At 65.1% G+C, this 17021-nt stretch carries 12 protein-coding genes; 4 read left to right on the forward strand and 8 right to left on the reverse strand.

Translation table 11 applies throughout. The features are described 5' to 3' along the window. The first annotated feature begins 1 nt into the window (after position 1). Entirely contained in the window at positions 2 to 778 is a 777-nt protein-coding gene (locus tag AXA74_RS17610) for an ABC transporter ATP-binding protein (protein ID WP_032979546.1), read from the forward strand. A 15-nt stretch (positions 779 to 793) separates the two neighbouring features. Here AXA74_RS17610 and AXA74_RS17615 read toward each other — a convergent pair whose 3' ends face one another. Then, on the reverse strand, positions 794 to 1699 hold the full coding sequence (locus AXA74_RS17615) for a pirin family protein (RefSeq protein WP_029580813.1): 906 nt from the start codon (positions 1697 to 1699) through the stop codon (positions 794 to 796). A gap of 91 nt (positions 1700 to 1790) precedes the next feature. After that, the gene (locus tag AXA74_RS17620) at positions 1791 to 2489 is read right to left on the reverse strand and encodes a pirin family protein (protein WP_029580812.1); all 699 of its coding nucleotides are present in this window, start codon (positions 2487 to 2489) and stop codon (positions 1791 to 1793) included. A gap of 153 nt (positions 2490 to 2642) precedes the next feature. Between AXA74_RS17620 and AXA74_RS17625 the strand changes: the two genes are divergently transcribed. Further along, the gene (locus AXA74_RS17625; protein ID WP_164725167.1) at positions 2643 to 3569 is read left to right on the forward strand and encodes a LysR family transcriptional regulator; all 927 of its coding nucleotides are present in this window, start codon (positions 2643 to 2645) and stop codon (positions 3567 to 3569) included. Between the two features lie 4 nt (positions 3570 to 3573). Here the strand turns inward: AXA74_RS17625 and AXA74_RS17630 are convergent, their stop codons facing one another. Both AXA74_RS17630 and AXA74_RS17635 read right to left on the reverse strand, forming a co-directional pair. Then, positions 3574 to 3867 (reverse strand): hypothetical protein, encoded by a 294-nt coding sequence (locus AXA74_RS17630; protein ID WP_126623577.1) that lies wholly within the window; start codon positions 3865 to 3867, stop codon positions 3574 to 3576. Between the two features lie 171 nt (positions 3868 to 4038). Next, on the reverse strand, positions 4039 to 5562 hold the full coding sequence (locus AXA74_RS17635) for a transporter substrate-binding domain-containing protein (protein ID WP_080700262.1): 1524 nt from the start codon (positions 5560 to 5562) through the stop codon (positions 4039 to 4041). A 199-nt stretch (positions 5563 to 5761) separates the two neighbouring features. Between AXA74_RS17635 and AXA74_RS17640 the strand changes: the two genes are divergently transcribed. Both AXA74_RS17640 and AXA74_RS17645 read left to right on the forward strand, forming a co-directional pair. Next, positions 5762 to 10189 (forward strand): response regulator, encoded by a 4428-nt coding sequence (locus AXA74_RS17640; protein WP_126623576.1) that lies wholly within the window; start codon positions 5762 to 5764, stop codon positions 10187 to 10189. A gap of 54 nt (positions 10190 to 10243) precedes the next feature. Next, on the forward strand, positions 10244 to 11395 hold the full coding sequence (locus tag AXA74_RS17645; RefSeq protein ID WP_029580807.1) for a response regulator: 1152 nt from the start codon (positions 10244 to 10246) through the stop codon (positions 11393 to 11395). 136 nt (positions 11396 to 11531) lie between these two features. On the opposite strand, the gene ntrC is transcribed toward AXA74_RS17645, so the two are convergent. The 4 genes from ntrC to hemW form a co-directional block, all read right to left on the reverse strand. After that, entirely contained in the window at positions 11532 to 13043 is a 1512-nt protein-coding gene (gene ntrC, locus AXA74_RS17650; RefSeq protein WP_029580806.1) for a nitrogen regulation protein NR(I), read from the reverse strand. Further along, positions 13043 to 14107, reverse strand: coding sequence for a nitrogen regulation protein NR(II) (gene glnL / locus AXA74_RS17655; RefSeq protein WP_029580805.1), 1065 nt, complete (start codon positions 14105 to 14107; stop codon positions 13043 to 13045). The genes ntrC and glnL overlap by 1 nt, the downstream gene beginning before the upstream one ends. 93 nt (positions 14108 to 14200) lie before the next feature. Then, positions 14201 to 15613 carry a type I glutamate--ammonia ligase gene (gene glnA, locus AXA74_RS17660; protein ID WP_029580804.1) on the reverse strand — a complete coding sequence of 471 codons (1413 nt, stop codon included), beginning with the start codon at positions 15611 to 15613 and terminating at the stop codon, positions 14201 to 14203. A gap of 180 nt (positions 15614 to 15793) precedes the next feature. Further along, positions 15794 to 17017, reverse strand: a complete 1224-nt coding sequence (gene hemW / locus AXA74_RS17665; RefSeq protein ID WP_029580803.1) for a radical SAM family heme chaperone HemW — start codon at positions 17015 to 17017, stop codon at positions 15794 to 15796. Positions 17018 to 17021 lie beyond the last annotated feature (4 nt).

Consider the following 17021-nt stretch of genomic DNA (forward strand, 5'->3'; position numbering starts at 1 on the left):
CGTGCCCGACCTCCTGGAACTCGAACACCTCGCCCTGGGCTATGACACGCCGCAAGGCCTCAAGCGCGTGGTCGAAGATCTGAGCCTGGCGCTGCCCGCCGGCCAGATCGGCTGCCTGCTGGGCGAATCCGGCTGCGGCAAGACCACCGTGCTGCGCGCCATTGCCGGCTTTGAACCCCTGCGCGCCGGCCGCATCCTGCTCGATGGCCGCGTGCTGTCCTCGCCCACCGGACAGGTCGTGCCCGAGAAACGCCATGTCGGCATGATGTTCCAGGACTACGCCCTCTTTCCGCATCTGACCGTGGCCCAGAACGTGGCCTTCGGCCTGCGCCGCCTGCCCAGGCCGCAACAGCAGGCCCGCGTCCAGGAGATGCTGGAGCTCGTCGGGCTGTCTCACGCCGCGCAAAGCTATCCCCACGAAATCTCCGGCGGCCAGCAGCAGCGCGTGGCGCTGGCCCGGGCGCTGGCGCCTTCGCCCGAGCTGCTGCTGCTCGATGAGCCCTTCTCCAACCTGGACGTCGATACGCGCGAGCGCCTGGCCTTCGAAGTCCGGGAGATCCTCAAGGCCACCGGGCATACGGCCATCCTCGTGACCCACAACCAGGCCGAAGCCTTCGCCATCGCCGATCGCATCGGCATCATGCAAAAGGGGCGTATCGCCCAGTGGGATACGCCCTACAACCTGCGCCATGCGCCGGCCAGCGACTTCGTGCGCGACTACATCCGCCGCGAAGCCCTGCAAGAACAGCGCGAAGCCGCCTACGCCCGGGGTCGCTGAGCCAGCCGCGCGGCCTTATGCGCGCGGCGGCGGCAAGGGAATGAACTCGGTCTCGTCGCCGGGCACCGTCTGGCCAAAGCGGTTGCGTTGCCAATCGTCCTTGGCCTGCTCGATCCGGTCCTTGCTGCTGGAAACAAAATTCCACCAGATAAAGCGCGGACCATCCAGCGGTTCGCCGCCCAGCACGGCAAAGCGCGCATCGCTGCGCGCCCGCAGCGTCACCGCACAGCCGGCCTTGAAGACCAGCAAGCGCCCGGGCTCGAACACCTGCCCGTCGACTTCCACCGTGCCCTGCACCAGGTAGGCGCCGCGCTCTTCATAATCGGCGGGCAGCTCCAGCCGGGAGCCGGCCCGCATCTGGATATCGCCATAGAACAGCGGCGACAAGGTCTTTACCTGCGACGTCCGGCCGAACAGGCTGCCGGCCACGAGTTGGGCGCGCACGCCCTCGCCCTCGATCACCGGCTGCGCCTCGCGGCCGTAGTGGACAAAACCCGGATCGGTCTCCTCGTGCGCCTTGAGCAGGCCCACCCAGAGCTGCAGGCCGAAGATGCGCTGTTCGGCGCGGCGGCTTTGTGGCGACGAGCGTTCCGAATGCACAATGCCCCGGCCCGCCGTCATCCAATTGACCTCGCCGGGCAGGATGGTCTGCACATTGCCCGCGCCGTCGCGATGCACGATGCTGCCGTCATACAGATAGGTCACCGTCGCCAGGCCGATGTGCGGGTGCGGCCGCACGTCCAGGCCCGCCCCGGCCGGAAATATCGCCGGACCCATTTCATCCAGGAATACAAAGGGCCCGATGGAGCGGCGCTGTGCCGACGGCAGGGCTCGGCGCACCTCGAAACCGCCGAGATCGCTGCTGCGCGGCACCACGATGGTTTCCAGGCTGTTTTCGCCTTCGGGGGTCAAGCTCGACATGATAGATACCTCTGGGAGCATGGCGCGGCGCGCCGGAAAAGACCGCAAGCAGCGCGGCCAAGGCAAGCGGGCGGGACCCCGCCCGCCTACTTTACGGCAAGTCGAACACCAGCACTTCGGCGGCATCGCCATCGCGCAGGGTCACGGCGGTTTCGCCTTCCAGCGCCAATCCGTCGCCGGCCTTGAGCGCCTGGCCGTTGACCGTCACGCTGCCGCGCGCCACATGCACCCAGGCGCGGCGGCCCGCCGCCAAGCCCAGGTCTGCCGTCTCGGCGCCATCGAACAGGCCCGCGTACAGGCGAACATCCTGGTGGATGCGCAGCGAACCCTCGGCGCCGTCCGGCGAAGCCACCTGGCGCAGCTTGCCGCGCTTGTCTGCGTCGTCAAAGGACTTTTGCTCATACTCGGGCGCGATGCCGGCGACATCGGGCTCGATCCAGATCTGCAGCATGTGCGTGGCGGCATCCGGCTGCGGGTTGAACTCGGAGTGCAGCACCCCGCGTCCGGCGCTCATGCGCTGCACATCGCCCGGGCGGATGGTTGATCCGGTGCCCATGCTGTCCTTGTGCGCCACCGCGCCATCGAGGACATAGGTAATGATCTCCATGTCCCGGTGGCCATGCGTGCCGAACCCCCGGCCCGCGGCAATGCGGTCATCGTTGATCACGCGCAGCGGCCCGAACCCCATATGCTCGGGATCGTAGTAGTTGGCAAACGAAAAAGTATGAAACGTGTCCAGCCAGCCATGATTGGCGTGACCGCGCTCGGCGGCGGGGCGAACAGTGATCATGATGGGCTCCTTATTCCAATTTGATGAACGATGCCGGCCGATCCGGTTCGTACGCTATGGAAGGTATTCTGCGCCCTTGACGCCCGACCAGGGGCGACTAGAATTGAAGACATCATTCAAAATAACTGAACGATAATGCCCGTCCCTGCGCCAATGTCTCCTCCCATCGGGGCCATCACCCCCGATCTGCTGCTCATGGTCGACGCCATCGCGCGCCATGGCAGCTTCGCCCGCGCGGCGCGCGAGCTGGGCAAGGTTCCATCCGCCGTCACCTATGCCGTGCGCAAGCTGGAAGACAGCCTGGACGTCCTGCTTTTTGACCGCTCGGGCCACCGCGCTCGCCTCACCCCCGCGGGCCAGGCCCTGCTGCAAGAGGGCCGGCATCTGCTGCATGCCCTGGACGACCTGGCCTGCCGCGTCAAACGCATCGCCACCGGCTGGGAAGTCGAACTGCGCATCGCGGTGAGCGCCGTTCTGCCTATCGAGCCCTTGTTCGACCTGGTGCGCGACTTTCAGGCCCTGCAAAGCGGCACCACCCTGCGCATCAGCGAAGAAGTGCTGAGTGGCGCCTGGGACGCGCTGGCCGCCGGCCGTGCCGACCTCATCATCGGCGCCGATGCGGCGGGCGCCCCGGCCGGCGCCCATCGCAGCACCGCCATGGGCCAGACCCAATTCGGCTTCTGCGTCGCCCCCCACCATCCGCTGGCCAGGCTGGGCCGGCCCCTGACCGCGCTGGACATCGCCGAACACACCGCCATCGTCGTGGCCGACACCTCCCGCGACCTGCCGCCGCGCACCCGCGGCCTGCTCCAGAGCCAGCGCATCATCGTCATGCCCACCATGCGCGCCAAGATCGAAGCCCAGATCCGCGGCCTGGGCTGCGGCTATCTGCCGCTCACGCTGGCCGCCGGCGCCATCACCCAGGGCCTGCTCGTCACCTGCGCCACCGAAGATCTCATGCCTCCCACCGAGCAAGTCGTCTACGCCTGGCGCGCCGAACGCCCGGGCCAGGCCCTGGGCTGGTGGCTGGACAAATTGCGCTCGCCCCGGCTGTGCGAAAGCCTGCTGGGCGTCGGCTGAAACCTCAATAACCGATCGCGATCGTCAACGGCCCCGCGGCCGTTCCCAGACGCGGCTCCATCCGCGTCTCCGACTTGCCCGAAGCCCACACCGTGGCCAGGCGTGCAGCCTGCGCCGCGCGCAGTTCCACCGTGGGCGCCTGGCGGTCCGAACACACCACCCGCGGCGCCTCGTCCTGCCGCGCCATGGCCAGCTTGCATCCCTTGGCCAGGTCCAGCTCGAATTCAAAGTCTTGCGCCTGCGCGGCGGCCCCCAGGAAAGCCGAAGCCATTACCACGACTTGAATAGACTTTTTCATAGTCCTGCTCCTTTCCGATCAAATGAAGATGATGGAAAAATAATAGGACCTATAGAAGATGGTCTAAATCGCCCTATTCTTGGAGTTATGTAGGAAATATCCTAGCCGTTGGCGGCGGCTTGGTGACGCCCGGCGCCTCGAACGGCCCGCCTGGCGCGCAGGGCTGGACCATCAGGCAGACGGCTGAGCGGATAGCCTGAGCATGGACAACGCGACGAATGGAGTGAGATCGCGCAGCAGGCGCTGGGCATCCTCTCCCAACGGGTCCATGGACGCCAACTCCAGCACGGCAATCCCTTGTTCGCCCAGGACGATGGGGTGAATCAGCACCGCCGCGGGTTCCCCTTCTCCGAGGCCGGAACGGATCCGCAGCCCGGATCCCGCCGTCGCATCAAGGAGCCGGGGTTGGCGCTCGCGCAAACACTCATCCATCAGGCTGGCGGCGACAGGCACCGTGGATAGCGCCTCGTCGGGCGGAGCGGCGTTGCCGGCATAGCGGGCCACCAGCCTCAGACCTTGCCCGGCCGCTGCGCAGAGCAGCGCCTGGCGCACAGGCAGGCGCCGGGACAGTTCCAGCAATAGGATGCGGCCGAATTCGGCCAGCGTCGGCGCAAGTTCCAAGCTGAGCTGGATCTCCGAGACCGCCAGGCGGCGCGCTGATTCGCGCGTCACCTCGCGCCGGCTCTCCGCCAACCGCTCCGCGGTCAGGCGGTGCCGCCGCACCTCCCGGCGCAAGCGGCGCGCCCACAGCGCCATGGCCAATACCAGCCCTATTACCCCCGTAATCGCCGGCAAGGCCCAGGCGCGGATCGCGGCCCGCTCGGCGGCGCGGGTGTCGAGGGATTGCTCGAAGAAAAGATACTCCATGCGGGAGATGCCATAGTATTTTTGCCAGGCCCGATCCAGTTCCGAGCCGACTCTGAGACTGTCGGCGAAATAGCCGGCCAGCGCCTCCCGCAAATCGTCCGCGGAGGGCGCGATACCCCAGCCCACTTTTTCCAGCTCGCCCACCGGAAATAGCAGATCCAGGTTCTGCAAGGTGTCGCCGCGTATCCATTTGAAGGCGCCCTCGGAGCCGGTGACCGTGAAATCGGCCAGTCCCTGCGACACCCGGCGCATGCTCTCGGCGGTCGGGAAATACCCGATCGCCACCGGCTTGTCACGAAAGCTCGTGGCATTCTGGGCGGTCAGCCAATCATCATAGGAAGTCCCTTTCTGGACGGCCGCGCGCAACCCCGCCAGGTCCGCCGGCTGCTTGACCGTGGACCGCAATTGCTGATTGGCCACAATCATTTTGCGCACGGTGTAATAAGGCACCATGTCCATCTTGGTCCTGCGCCAATCCAGCATGTGCAGGTCATTGGGGTAAAGATCGCATTGGCCGCTAGCCAGCGGCTGCGCCACATAACGGCCCGGGAGATCCACCACGCCGGCGGCGTTCTCGAATTGCTGGTCCCAGCGCGCCAATCGCACGACAGTGGCGGACACACCCAGGTAGCGGGCAAAAGCCAGCGCATTGGCGGTATAGAAATCGGCGCTTGAGCCGGCCACGCACACTCGCAGTTCGTTCGACGCGCGGATGTCGACCAAAGCGCGCGCATGCAGCTGAGCGGCCATCATCAAAGCGGCCAGGCCCACCAGCCGGACAAAGCAATGCCGTCGCCTCGATGCAAAACGCGGAAAAAGCGGCGACATAATGGGAAATGAATAGTCCGGATGTAGGTCGGTTTAGCTGGACCTGTTGCTTTTTGTCAAGCTCTCATTAAAAATCGAAACGACAAGTCTGAATCATCGGCCGCGCGAGCCTGCGCGGCGAATATCTGCAGTGCCGGCCTGGCGGGCGAAAAGACGGCCCGAGCGAAATGATATTCAGCCAATAAAAGAAGAGATAGCTTTGTCGAATCGATTCGTGATGAACAGGCTTGAACGTTTATCGCTGCAGAAGCGTCTGATGATCGGCTTCGCCAGCATGCTGCTGCTCTTGACACTGACCAGCGCTTACAGCCTCTACAACCTGCACAAGGCCAACGATGGCATGCAGCGTATTTACAGCGTCGATCTATTGGCTGTCCTGCATGCCAAAGACGCCAAAGCCAGCATCGCCGAATTTGGACGCGCCGCCAGGCAGGCGGTTCTCGCCCCCGACGAAATACAACGCAAGAACGCCATACGGGAAGCAGCGCAAGCGCAGGTAAGCCTCGGCGTCTCCGCCGCGGCATTGCGGCAGCGCGCTACGGGCGACGGAGAGCGTCAGTTATTGATCCGCTTTGACTCAAGCTACGCCACCTATCAGCAGTGGGCCAATGCTGCCTTGAGATTGCTCCAGCAAGGCGATATGACGGAAGTGCGGGCATTCATTTCTCAAGCGAATTTCAATGCCGCGGCGCTTGCGGCCGCCCAGACGCTGGAAACCATCGCCAATTTCAAGGAGGACAGCGCCGAGGAAGAGGCAGGCCGCTCGCAGACTTTGGCGGAATACAGCGCCCGCATGGCGGTAGTCCTTCTGCTGGGCGGCGTCGGCCTGAGCATGCTGATGATCTGGCTGATCACGCGGCTGGTCCGCGTACCCCAGCAACGCCTGCTGGACCATCTGACGCAATTGCACCTGTCGGCCGGCCGCCATGATAAACCGGTGCCTTATGCCGATTATTCCAATGAGTTGGGCGAGTTGGCGCGCGCCATCGTCGTGCTGCAGGATGGCGCCCACCAGCTGGACGCCCAGCGCTGGGTGAAGACACATACGGCGGCATTGTCGGCAAAACTGCAAGGCGTCGCCGATGCCACCGAGCTTGCCAAGCTGTTCCTGGCGGAACTCGCGCCGCTTCTGCAGCTTGGCCAAGGCGCCTTCTTTCTGTTCGACGAAGAAGACCAGCGCCTGCATCTGCTGGGCAGTTACGCATTCCAGGAGGGAGACGGGCTGCGGCGCCAGGTCGCGCTGGGCGAGGGACTGGTGGGGCAATGCGCGCTGGATCACAGCCCTATCGTGCTGCATCACCCGCCCGCCGGCTATGTCCGCATCGCGTCCGGCCTGGGGGCGGGCGCCCCGCAGACCATCGTGGTGCTGCCCGTCATACGCAACACCCGGCTGCTGGGTGTGGTGGAGCTGGCCACGCTTGAGCGGTTTGACGAACGCCGCAACACCCTGCTTGGCGAAGTCATCCCCATTCTGGCCATGAGCGTGGAGATCCTGGAGCGTGGCCAGAAAACCCGGCAATTGCTGGTCGAGACCCAGCGCCAGGCTGAAAGCCTGGAACAGCAGGCGGCCCAGCTCGAGGAGCAGACGGTCGAACTGGAAGCGCAGCAGGCCGCGCTCAAGGCCACTGAAGCCTGGTACCGCGGCATCATCGAGTCAGCGCCGGACGGCATGCTCGTGGTGGACGAACACGGCGTCATTGTGATGGTCAATCCGCAACTCGAGCAGATGTTCGCCTACGACTCGGGCGAGTTGGTCGGCCGTTGCGCGGAAATCCTCCTGCCCGAGAACGCGCGCAAGCTGCACAAGCGGTATCGAAACGCCTATTTCGCCAATGGCGCGAAGTCTCCTGCGGGGCTCGGCGTCCAGAATCTGGATGGAAAGCGCAAGGACGGCAGTGTGTTTCCCGTGGAAGTCGGGCTGTCCTTGCTGCCAGCCGTGGGCGAGCGGGGCGTCTGCGCCTGCGCCTCCGTGCGCGACATCACCGAACGCAAGGCCGCCCAGGACAAGCTGGCATCCCTTGAGGAGCGCAGCCGTCAGATTCTCGGGTCGGTCACTGATGGCATTGTGGGGATGGACATGGACGGGGTCGTCACCTTCGCCAACCCCGCCGCCCCGGCCATGCTGGGCTACACCGAAGACGAGTTCATCGGCAGGAATCTGCATGCGCTTGCGCACCATCACTATCCTGACGGCAGGGAATTCCCGCGCTCGGCGTGTTCAATGCACCTCACGATCCAGGACGGCCTGCCACGCACGGTGGATGACGAGGTGCTGTGGCTCAAGGACGGCACGGCACTGCCGGTGGAATACTCGACAACGCCGGTTTTCAAGAACGGCGCGCTGGTGGGCAGCGTGACGGTGTATCGCGACATCACGGAACGCAAGGCGGTGCAAGAGGCCATGCGGCGCGCCCAGGCCCAGGCCGAAGATGCCACCAAGGCCAAGAGCGATTTTCTCGCCAATATGAGCCATGAAATCCGCACGCCGATGAACGCCATCATCGGCATGGCGCACCTGGCGCTCAAGACCGAGCTGACGCCGCGCCAACGCGACTACCTGAAGAAAATCCAGGGCTCCGGCCAGCATCTGCTGGGCATCATCAACGACATCCTCGATTTCTCCAAGATAGAGGCCGGCAAGCTTTCCGTCGAGCGCGTACCGTTCGACCTGGAGAAGGTGCTCGAAAACGTCGCCAATCTGCTGGTGGAGAAGACTGCCGCCAAAGGGCTGGAACTGATCATAGACGTGGATCGCGACGTGCCCAACGACCTGCTTGGCGATCCGCTGCGGCTGGGGCAGATATTGATCAACTATGCCAACAATGCCGTCAAGTTCACCGAAAAAGGCGAGATCGACGTGATAGTCCGGGTGCAGGAACAGACCGACAAAGAGGTGCGGCTCTATTTCGCCGTGCGCGATACCGGTATCGGCCTGACCGGCGAACAACGCGCGCGCCTGTTCCAGTCCTTCCAGCAAGCCGACACCTCGACCACGCGCAGATACGGCGGCACCGGCCTGGGCCTCGCCATCTCCAAGCGCCTTGCCGAGCTCATGCAGGGCGAGGTTGGCGTCGACAGCGAATACGGAAAAGGCAGCACCTTCTGGTTTACCGCGAGCCTGGGCAAAAGAACGGGTATTGAGAGGAAACATGTGCTCAGCGCCGACCTCCAGGGCCGCCGCGTGCTGGTGGTGGATGACAACGAGAATGCCCGCTCGGTACTGAGCAGTCTGCTGCAAGCCATGAGCCTGATCATCGAGGAGGCCGATTCAGGCCGCGCCGCCGTGGAAGCGGTGGAGCGCGCCGAGGCCGAGGGCCGGCCTTACGACATCGTGTTCCTTGACTGGCAGATGCCCGGCATGGACGGGATCGCCACGGCCAAGGCGCTGCGCGAACGTCCTTTGGACCATCTGCCCCACATGGTGATGATCACGGCCTATGGGCGGGATGAGGTCCTCAAGAGCGCCAGCGCCGTGGGTCTCGAGGACGTGCTTACCAAGCCGGTGAACGCTTCGGTGCTGTTCGAGGCCGTGGCGCGGGTGCTCGACGCCGCCCCTGCCCGCCGGCCGCTCACAGGCGATGCGCCATCGCCGCTGATGAAGCAACTCACCACGATCCGGGGCGCGCGCGCCCTGCTGGTCGAGGACAACGAACTCAATCAGGAAGTCGCCATCGAACTCCTGCACGATGCCGGCATCGTCGTGGACCTGGCCAGGAACGGCGAAATCGCGGTCCACAAAGTCGGCGAGACCGACTATGACATCGTGCTGATGGACATGCAGATGCCGGTCATGGACGGCATCACCGCCACCCAGGAAATCCGCAAGCTGCCCCGGTTCGCCGCCCTGCCCATTGTCGCCATGACCGCCAACGCCATGGAAAGCGATCGCCAGCGCTGCCTCGACGCAGGCATGAATGACCACGTGCCCAAGCCCATCGAACCCGAGCAGCTCTGGAGAACGCTGTTGCGCTGGATCAAACCGCGCCATTCGCCAGGGGACATCACTCTCCTTTCCGCGCCCGGGTCCCTGGACGGAATTGGACTGCCATCGGCCATTGACGGCCTCGATGTCGACAATGGCCTGCGGCGCGTCCTCGGCAACAAGTCCCTCTATCTGTTGATGCTGCGCAGATTCCTCAGCGGTCAGAAGACGGCGGCCGACGAACTCCGGGCCGCCGCTGCCGCGGGAGATTTCGCGACGGCCGAACGGATCGCCCATACCACCAAGGGCCTGGCGGGCAATATCGGCGCCGCCGACGTGCAGCAGGCCGCCGCCGAGGTGGAGTCGGCCTTCAAGAAAGGCCTGCCGCAAGATCGGTGCCAGGCCCTGATAAACACGCTGGAGGCGGCCTTGTCGGCCGTGATCGCCGCTTTGACACGGACGCTGCCGCGCGAAGCACCCGTCACGGCCGTCGCCCCCGACCCGGAGAAGCTCCAGCAAGTGCTGGCCAGGCTGGAGGCGCTGCTGGCGGACGACGACTCCGAAGCCGGGCAGGTGCTCGACAGCAACGCCGACCTGCTCAGCACCGCCCTGCCTCGCCATTTCCGCCAGATCGACAGCGCGGTCAAGTCCTTCGACTTCGAGGCCGCGCTCGAGGTTCTGCGGGCGGCCGTTGCGGCGACATAGCGCGGGCACCGTCGTTCCCATCCCTCTACTCAATCCTCGTGAGAGCAGCACATAATGAATGCCTCCGATTCCATCGAACGAGCGACTGTCCTGGTCGTGGACGACACCCCCGACAATCTTTCCCTGATCAGCGGCCTGCTCAAGGACGACTACAAGGTGAAGGTCGCCAACAGCGGCGAGAAAGCGCTCAGGATCGCCGCGGCGGACAACACGCCCGATCTCATCTTGCTGGATATCATGATGCCTGAGATGGACGGCCATGAAGTCTGCCGGCGCTTGAAAGCAAGCGCCCAGACACGTGATATCCCGGTTATCTTCCTCACCGCCAAAGCCGAAGTCGAAGACGAGAAGCAAGGTTTCGAACTTGGCGCTGTCGACTACATCACCAAGCCTATCAGCCCGCCCATCGTACTGGCGCGTGTCAAGACCCATCTGGCGCTGAAAGCCTCCGCGGACTTCCTGCGCGACAAGGCCGCCTACCTGGAAGCCGAAGTCGCCAAGCGCACGCGCGAAGTGGCCGCCATCCAGGACGTCACCATACTGGCCATGGCCTCGCTGGCCGAAACGCGGGATACCGACACGGGCAACCACATTCGCCGCACGCAGTTCTATGTCAAGGCGCTGGCTGAGAAGCTCAGGAAGCATCCGCGTTTTTCCGCCTATCTCACCGACGCCAGCATCTCCATGCTATTCAAGTCGGCGCCCTTGCATGACATCGGCAAAGTGGGCATTCCGGATCGCATACTGCTCAAGCCCGGCCGGCTGGACCCCGCCGAATTCGAGATCATGAAAACCCACACCACGTTGGGATACGACGCGATAGCGCATGCCGAAAAACTGCTCGGCGCCCAGGTGGATTTTCTCGATATGGCCAAGGAAATCGCCCTGTCCCACCAGGAAAAATGGGATGGCAGCGGCTACCCGCAGGGACTATCCGGCGACGACATACCGGTCTCGGCGCGCCTGATGGCGCTGGCCGATGTGTACGACGCGCTTATCAGCCGCCGTGTGTACAAGGACGGCATGCCCCATGAACAGGCCGTGGGCATTATCGAGGCCGGCAAGCGTTCGCACTTCGATCCCGACATTGTCGACGCCTTTATCGAAATCCAGGACGACTTCCGCGCGATTGCCGCGCGCTATGCCGACAGCGACGCCGACATGGAAAAGAAGCGAAAACATTTCGACCGCATCGCCGGCAACTGAAACATCCATCGCCCGCCCGATAGTCCTGCCGTCAAGCGCGCGGCGCCGCCGGCGGGTCCGGTTCGAGGCCCGTGCTGTCGGATCCGAAAAAAAAGCCGCTCATGGAGCGGCTTCGGAGCATGGAACCGCCATGGTGTCAGTCCTCGGCGATGCCCAGTTCACGCAGCTTGCGCGTGATGGTGTTGCGGCCGATGCCCAGCCGGGTGGCGGCTTCGACCCGGCGGCCCCGGCTGGCGTCCAGGGCGCTTTGCAGCAGGATCTTCTCGAATTGGCGCGTGAGCGTGGCCATGATGGCGGGCTCGCCCCGCTCCAGGCGATACTGGGCGTCCTTAAGCAGGGCCTGCTGCCAGTTGCGCGGCAGGTCCTCGATGGGCGAGCCGGCGGCCGCATGGCCGCCCGGATAGGCCCCGGAAGGGCTGCCCGGATGGCTGCCGGCGGCCTCGCCCGACACACGCATCGGCGGGTTGGGCGCGGCATGTTCCATGGCCCGGATCTCGGGCGGCAGGTCATTGCGGTCGATCGTCTGCCCAGGCGCCATGACCGTGAGCCAGTGGCAGAAGTTCTCCAACTGGCGCACGTTGCCGGGGAAATCAAACTTGATGAGGACAGCCACCGCTTCCGGGGTGAGGCGCTTGACCGGCACGCCCAGGGTCTTGGCGCTGGCGGCCAGGAAATGATTGGCCAGGGCCGGGATGTCTTCGGTGCGCTCGCGCAGCGGCGGCAGGCGCAGGCGGATGACGTTCAGGCGGTGAAAGAGATCTTCGCGGAACAGGCCTTGTTCGACGCGCTGCTCCAGCGGCTGGTGGGTGGCGGCGACGATGCGCACGTCCACGCGCACGGGCTGGGCCCCGCCGACGCGATAGAAGCTTCCCTCGGCCAGCACGCGCAGCAGGCGGGTCTGCAGCTCGATGGGCATGTCGCCGATTTCGTCGAGAAACAGCGTGCCGCCATGGGCTTCTTCGAAGCGCCCCCGCCGCAGGGTGTTGGCGCCGGTGAAGGCGCCGCGCTCGTGGCCGAACAGTTCGGCTTCGAGGAGGTCGCGCGGGATGGCGGCGGCGTTCAGGGCGACGAAGGGGCCGCTGGCGCGCGCGCCGTGGCCGTGCAGCGCCCGGGCGACCAGCTCTTTGCCGGTGCCTGACTCGCCCGTGATCAGGACGGTGACCTTGGACTGGGCCAGGCGCCCGATGGCGCGAAAGACTTCCTGCATGGCGGTCGATGACGACTGGGTCATCATGTAGCGATCGCCGGCGGGGGCCTCGGCCGCGGCGGCCGTCTCGGCCTGGGGCTCGATGTCCTGCATGGCGCGCTGGATAAGCGCCACGGCTTCATTGACGTCAAAGGGCTTGGCCAGGTAGTCGAAGGCGCCGCCCTGGAAGGCGGATACGGTGCTGTCGAGGTCGGCGAAGGCGGTCATGACGATGACAGGCAGGCCGGCGTGGTGCTCCTTGATCTGGCGCAGCAGCTCCAGGCCGTTGCCGCCCGGCATGCGGATATCGGATACCAGCACCGACGGCGTATCGCGGGTGAGCGCCTCCAGCACGTCGGGCGCCTGGGAGAAGCTGCGCGTGGTGATGCCGGCACGCGCCAGGGCTTTTTCCAGTACCCAGCGGATGGCCTGATCGTCGTCAACGATCCATACGGGTTTCATCAAAGGGGCTCCATCGGTAGAACCAGGCGGAATTCAGTGTGCCGGGGTCGGGATTCGAATTCGATGATGCCGCCGTGCTGCTGCACGAAGTCCTGCGCCAGGCTCAGGCCCAGGCCGGTGCCGCCGGCCCGGGCGGTGACCAGCGGATGGAAGATCCGATCGCGGATGTGCTCGGGCACGCCGGGCCCGTTGTCGATGATGGACAGCACCAGCGCCAGGCGGTGATGGCGATGCGCCAACATGACCTGGCGCGCCACGCGCGTGCGCATCGTGATCTGGCCGGGCGGGACGTCGGGGCCCGGCTTCTGCAGCACCAGCTCCTGCGCGGCATTGCGCGCCACGTTGAGCACGGCCTGCATGAGCCGGGCGGCATCTCCCTGCAGGTCGGGCACCGAAGCGTCGTAGTCGCGCACCAGGCCGACCTCGTCGCGGAATTCGGCCTGGATGAGCGCGCATACGCGCTCGCAGATTTCGTGGATATTGACCGGCCGGGCGTTGAGCGGCACCCGCTGCGGCCCGCTCAGGCGGTCCACCAGCGCCTGCAGGCGGTCGGCTTCGGAAATGATGACCTGGGTGTATTCGGCCAGCGCCGGACTGGGCAGTTCGGCTTCCAGCAGCTGGGCTGCGCCGCGCAGGCCGCCCAGAGGATTCTTGACCTCGTGCGCCAGGTTGCGCAGCAGCTCGCGGTGGGACTCGATTTCATCGACCAGCCGGTGGTTGCGGTCGGCCAGCACACGCTGCTCGATTTCGCGCGTCTCCAGGAGCACCGGCCAGCGCTGCCCCGGGCAGGCGACCGTGGTGACGGTGACTTCGATCGAGTCGCTGGCGCGGCGCAGCGAGGACAGCTGGCGCACATCGGCGAATTTGCCGGCTACCGCCGCGTCTATGGAATTCTGTAAGGCTTCGGGATGGTCGAACAGCGTGGGAGCCGCCAGGCCGCGCAACTGCTTGCGGGAGCGGCCGAACAGGTCTTCGGCGGCAGCGTTGGCGTATTCGATATGGCCACGTTCGTTCAGCAGGAAAACGGACGTGGCAAGCAACTCAAAGGCATCTACATTCGTCATGCGGGCTCCGGGGCGGGAAAGTCGGCGGGTCGAATGACCCGCCCCTGGCGGACTCCGCCCGCCCAGGCGGGCGGAGTCTTCAGCCTCGGCGGCTTACAGGCTGTAGTACATGTCGAACTCGACCGGATGGGTCGTCATGCGCAGCCGCGTGACTTCGCCCATCTTGAGCTCGATGTAGGCGTCCAGCATTTCGTTGCTGAACACGCCGCCACGGGTCAGGAACTCGCGGTCCTTGTCCAGCGCGGCCAGGGCTTCTTCCAGCGAAGCGCAGACGGTCGGGATCTTGGCATCCTCTTCCGGCGGCAGGTCGTACAGGTTCTTGTCGGCCGGATCGCCCGGGTGGATCTTGTTCTGCACGCCGTCCAGGCCGGCCATCATCAGGGCCGAGAAAGCCAGGTAGGGGTTGGCCAGGGGATCCGGGAAGCGGGTTTCGATGCGGCGCGCCTTGGGGTTGCCCACATAGGGAATGCGGATCGAGGCCGAACGGTTGCGGGCCGAGTAGGCCAGCTTGACCGGGGCTTCGAAGTGCGGAACCAGGCGCTTGTACGAGTTGGTGCCAGGGTTGGTGATGGCGTTCAGGGCACGGGCGTGCTTGATGATGCCGCCGATGTAGTACAGGGCGAATTCCGACAGACCGGCATAGCCGTTGCCCGCGAACAGGTTCTGGCCGTCCTTCCAGATGGACTGGTGCACGTGCATGCCGGAACCGTTGTCGCCGACGACGGGCTTGGGCATGAAGGTGGCGGTCTTGCCATAGGCATGGGCCACGTTGTGGATCACGTACTTGACGATCTGGTTCCAGTCGCCACGAGTCACCAGCGTGCTGAACTTGGTGCCGATTTCGAGCTGGCCGGGTGCGGCCACTTCATGGTGGTGCACTTCGACCGGCACGCCCATCTGCTCCATCAGCAGACACATTTCCGAGCGCATGTCCTGGAAGGAATCGACCGGCGGAACGGGGAAATAGCCGCCCTTGACGCCCGGGCGATGGCCCATGTTGCCGCCTTCGAATTCCAGGCCGGTGGACCAGGGGGCCTCTTCCGACTTGATCTTCACGAAGGTGCCCGACATGTCGGTGTTCCAGGTCACGCCGTCGAACACGAAGAATTCGGGTTCCGGACCGAAGTAGGCGGTGTCGCCCAGGCCGGAGGACTTGAGATAGGCTTCGGCGCGCTTGGCCAGCGAGCGCGGGTCGCGGTCATAGCCCTTCATGTCGGAGGGTTCGACCACATCGCAGGTCAGGATCAGCGTCGGCTCTTCGCGGAAGGGATCCAGGTTGGCGGTGTTGACGTCGGGGATGAGCAGCATGTCGGAAGCTTCGATGCCCTTCCAGCCCGGGATAGACGATCCATCGAAGGCCTGGCCGCTTTCCAGCTTGTCTTCATCGACGGTATGGGCCGGCACCGAGACGTGGTGCTCGCGGCCGAGCGTGTCGGTGAATCGGAAATCCACGAACTTGACTTCGTTGTCGGCGATCTGTTTGAGAACGTCTTGGGGGCTTGCCATGTCATCTCCATTGGTAAAAGCGTCACGGGCATAGCGCCCGACAGGCGTAGAAGCAGAAGCAATATGCGTGCCAGGTTCATCCCAGGGGAAATCCCGGAGGGCCGCATGAGACCGCACTCAATTTAGCACCATTATGGTGCAAAACATAGGGCATGATGGCCCTATGTTGGTGCATCGGCGTTACAGGAAGATTTCCTGCAAGTCGTTCAGGAAGCGCCAACCCAGGGCGGTGGCCCGCAGGCGGGTGGGATCGGCGTCCAGGAGGCCGCGCTGGCTGGCCGCCTCCAGTTGGTGCGCGATGGCGGCCAGGGACAGGCCGGTGCGCTCGGAAAAGGTGCTTGCCGCCACGCCCTCTTTCAGGCGCAGGGCATTGAGCATGAACTCGAAGGGCAGTTCGTCCGGGCCAACCTGGCGGCTCTCGGCAATATGGCCGCCATCACGGGCCATGGCCCGCGCCATCCAGGATTCGGGATTGCGATGCCGGGCCTCGCGGATGATGCGGTCATGGAAAGACAGCTTGCCATGCGCGCCCGGGCCCAGGCCCAGATAGTCGCCGAATTCCCAATAATTCAGGTTGTGCTTGCTGCGCGCCCCCGGCCGCGCATAGGCCGAAACCTCGTAACGGGCCAGGCCCGCCTCGGCCAGCGCGGCCTCCACCGCGTCCTGCATGAGCGCGCTGGCGTCGTCATCGGGCAGCTCGGGCGGGTATTTGGCGAAGACGGTATTCGGCTCCAGCGTCAGGTGGTACATGGACAGATGCTCGGTGCCGAAAGACAGGGCCTGGCGCACATCGGCCAGGCAGGCTTGCAGGTCCTGGCCCGGCAAGGCGAACATCAGGTCCAGGTTGACACGCGGCACGGCGCGCTGCGCCATCTCGATGGCCGCGCGCGCCTGCCCGGCATCATGGATGCGCCCCAGTTTACGCAGCTGGCCGTCATCGAAGCTCTGGATGCCCAGGGACAGGCGCGTGACGCCGCTGGCCCCGTAATCCCGGAAGCGCCCGGCCTCGGCCGTGCCGGGATTGGCCTCCATGGTGATTTCGGCATCGGGCAGGAGATTCAAACAGGCCCTGAGCATGGCCAGCAGCTCGTCCAGCCCGGCGGCCGACAGCAGGCTGGGCGTCCCCCCCCCGATAAAGACCGAGATCACCTGCCGGCCCCAGACCAGCGGAATGGCCTGCTCCAGGTCGGCGCGCAAGGCGTCCAGGTAGGCGCGTTCGGGGATGTCCTGGCCGGGCATGGCGTGCGAATTGAAATCGCAGTATGGGCATTTGCGCACGCACCAAGGCACATGCACATAGACCGACAGCGGCGGCAGGCTGGTCAGCGCGGCGCCCGAGGGCAGCACGACGGGGGACTTGGCCGGCGCGGCGCCGGCGACCCGGATGGGAATGGTGATGGCCATGCGG

Origin of the sequence: Bordetella hinzii LMG 13501 (genome assembly GCF_001548475.1) — a bacterium.
In the GTDB taxonomy this organism is placed as follows: domain Bacteria; phylum Pseudomonadota; class Gammaproteobacteria; order Burkholderiales; family Burkholderiaceae_B; genus Bordetella; species Bordetella hinzii.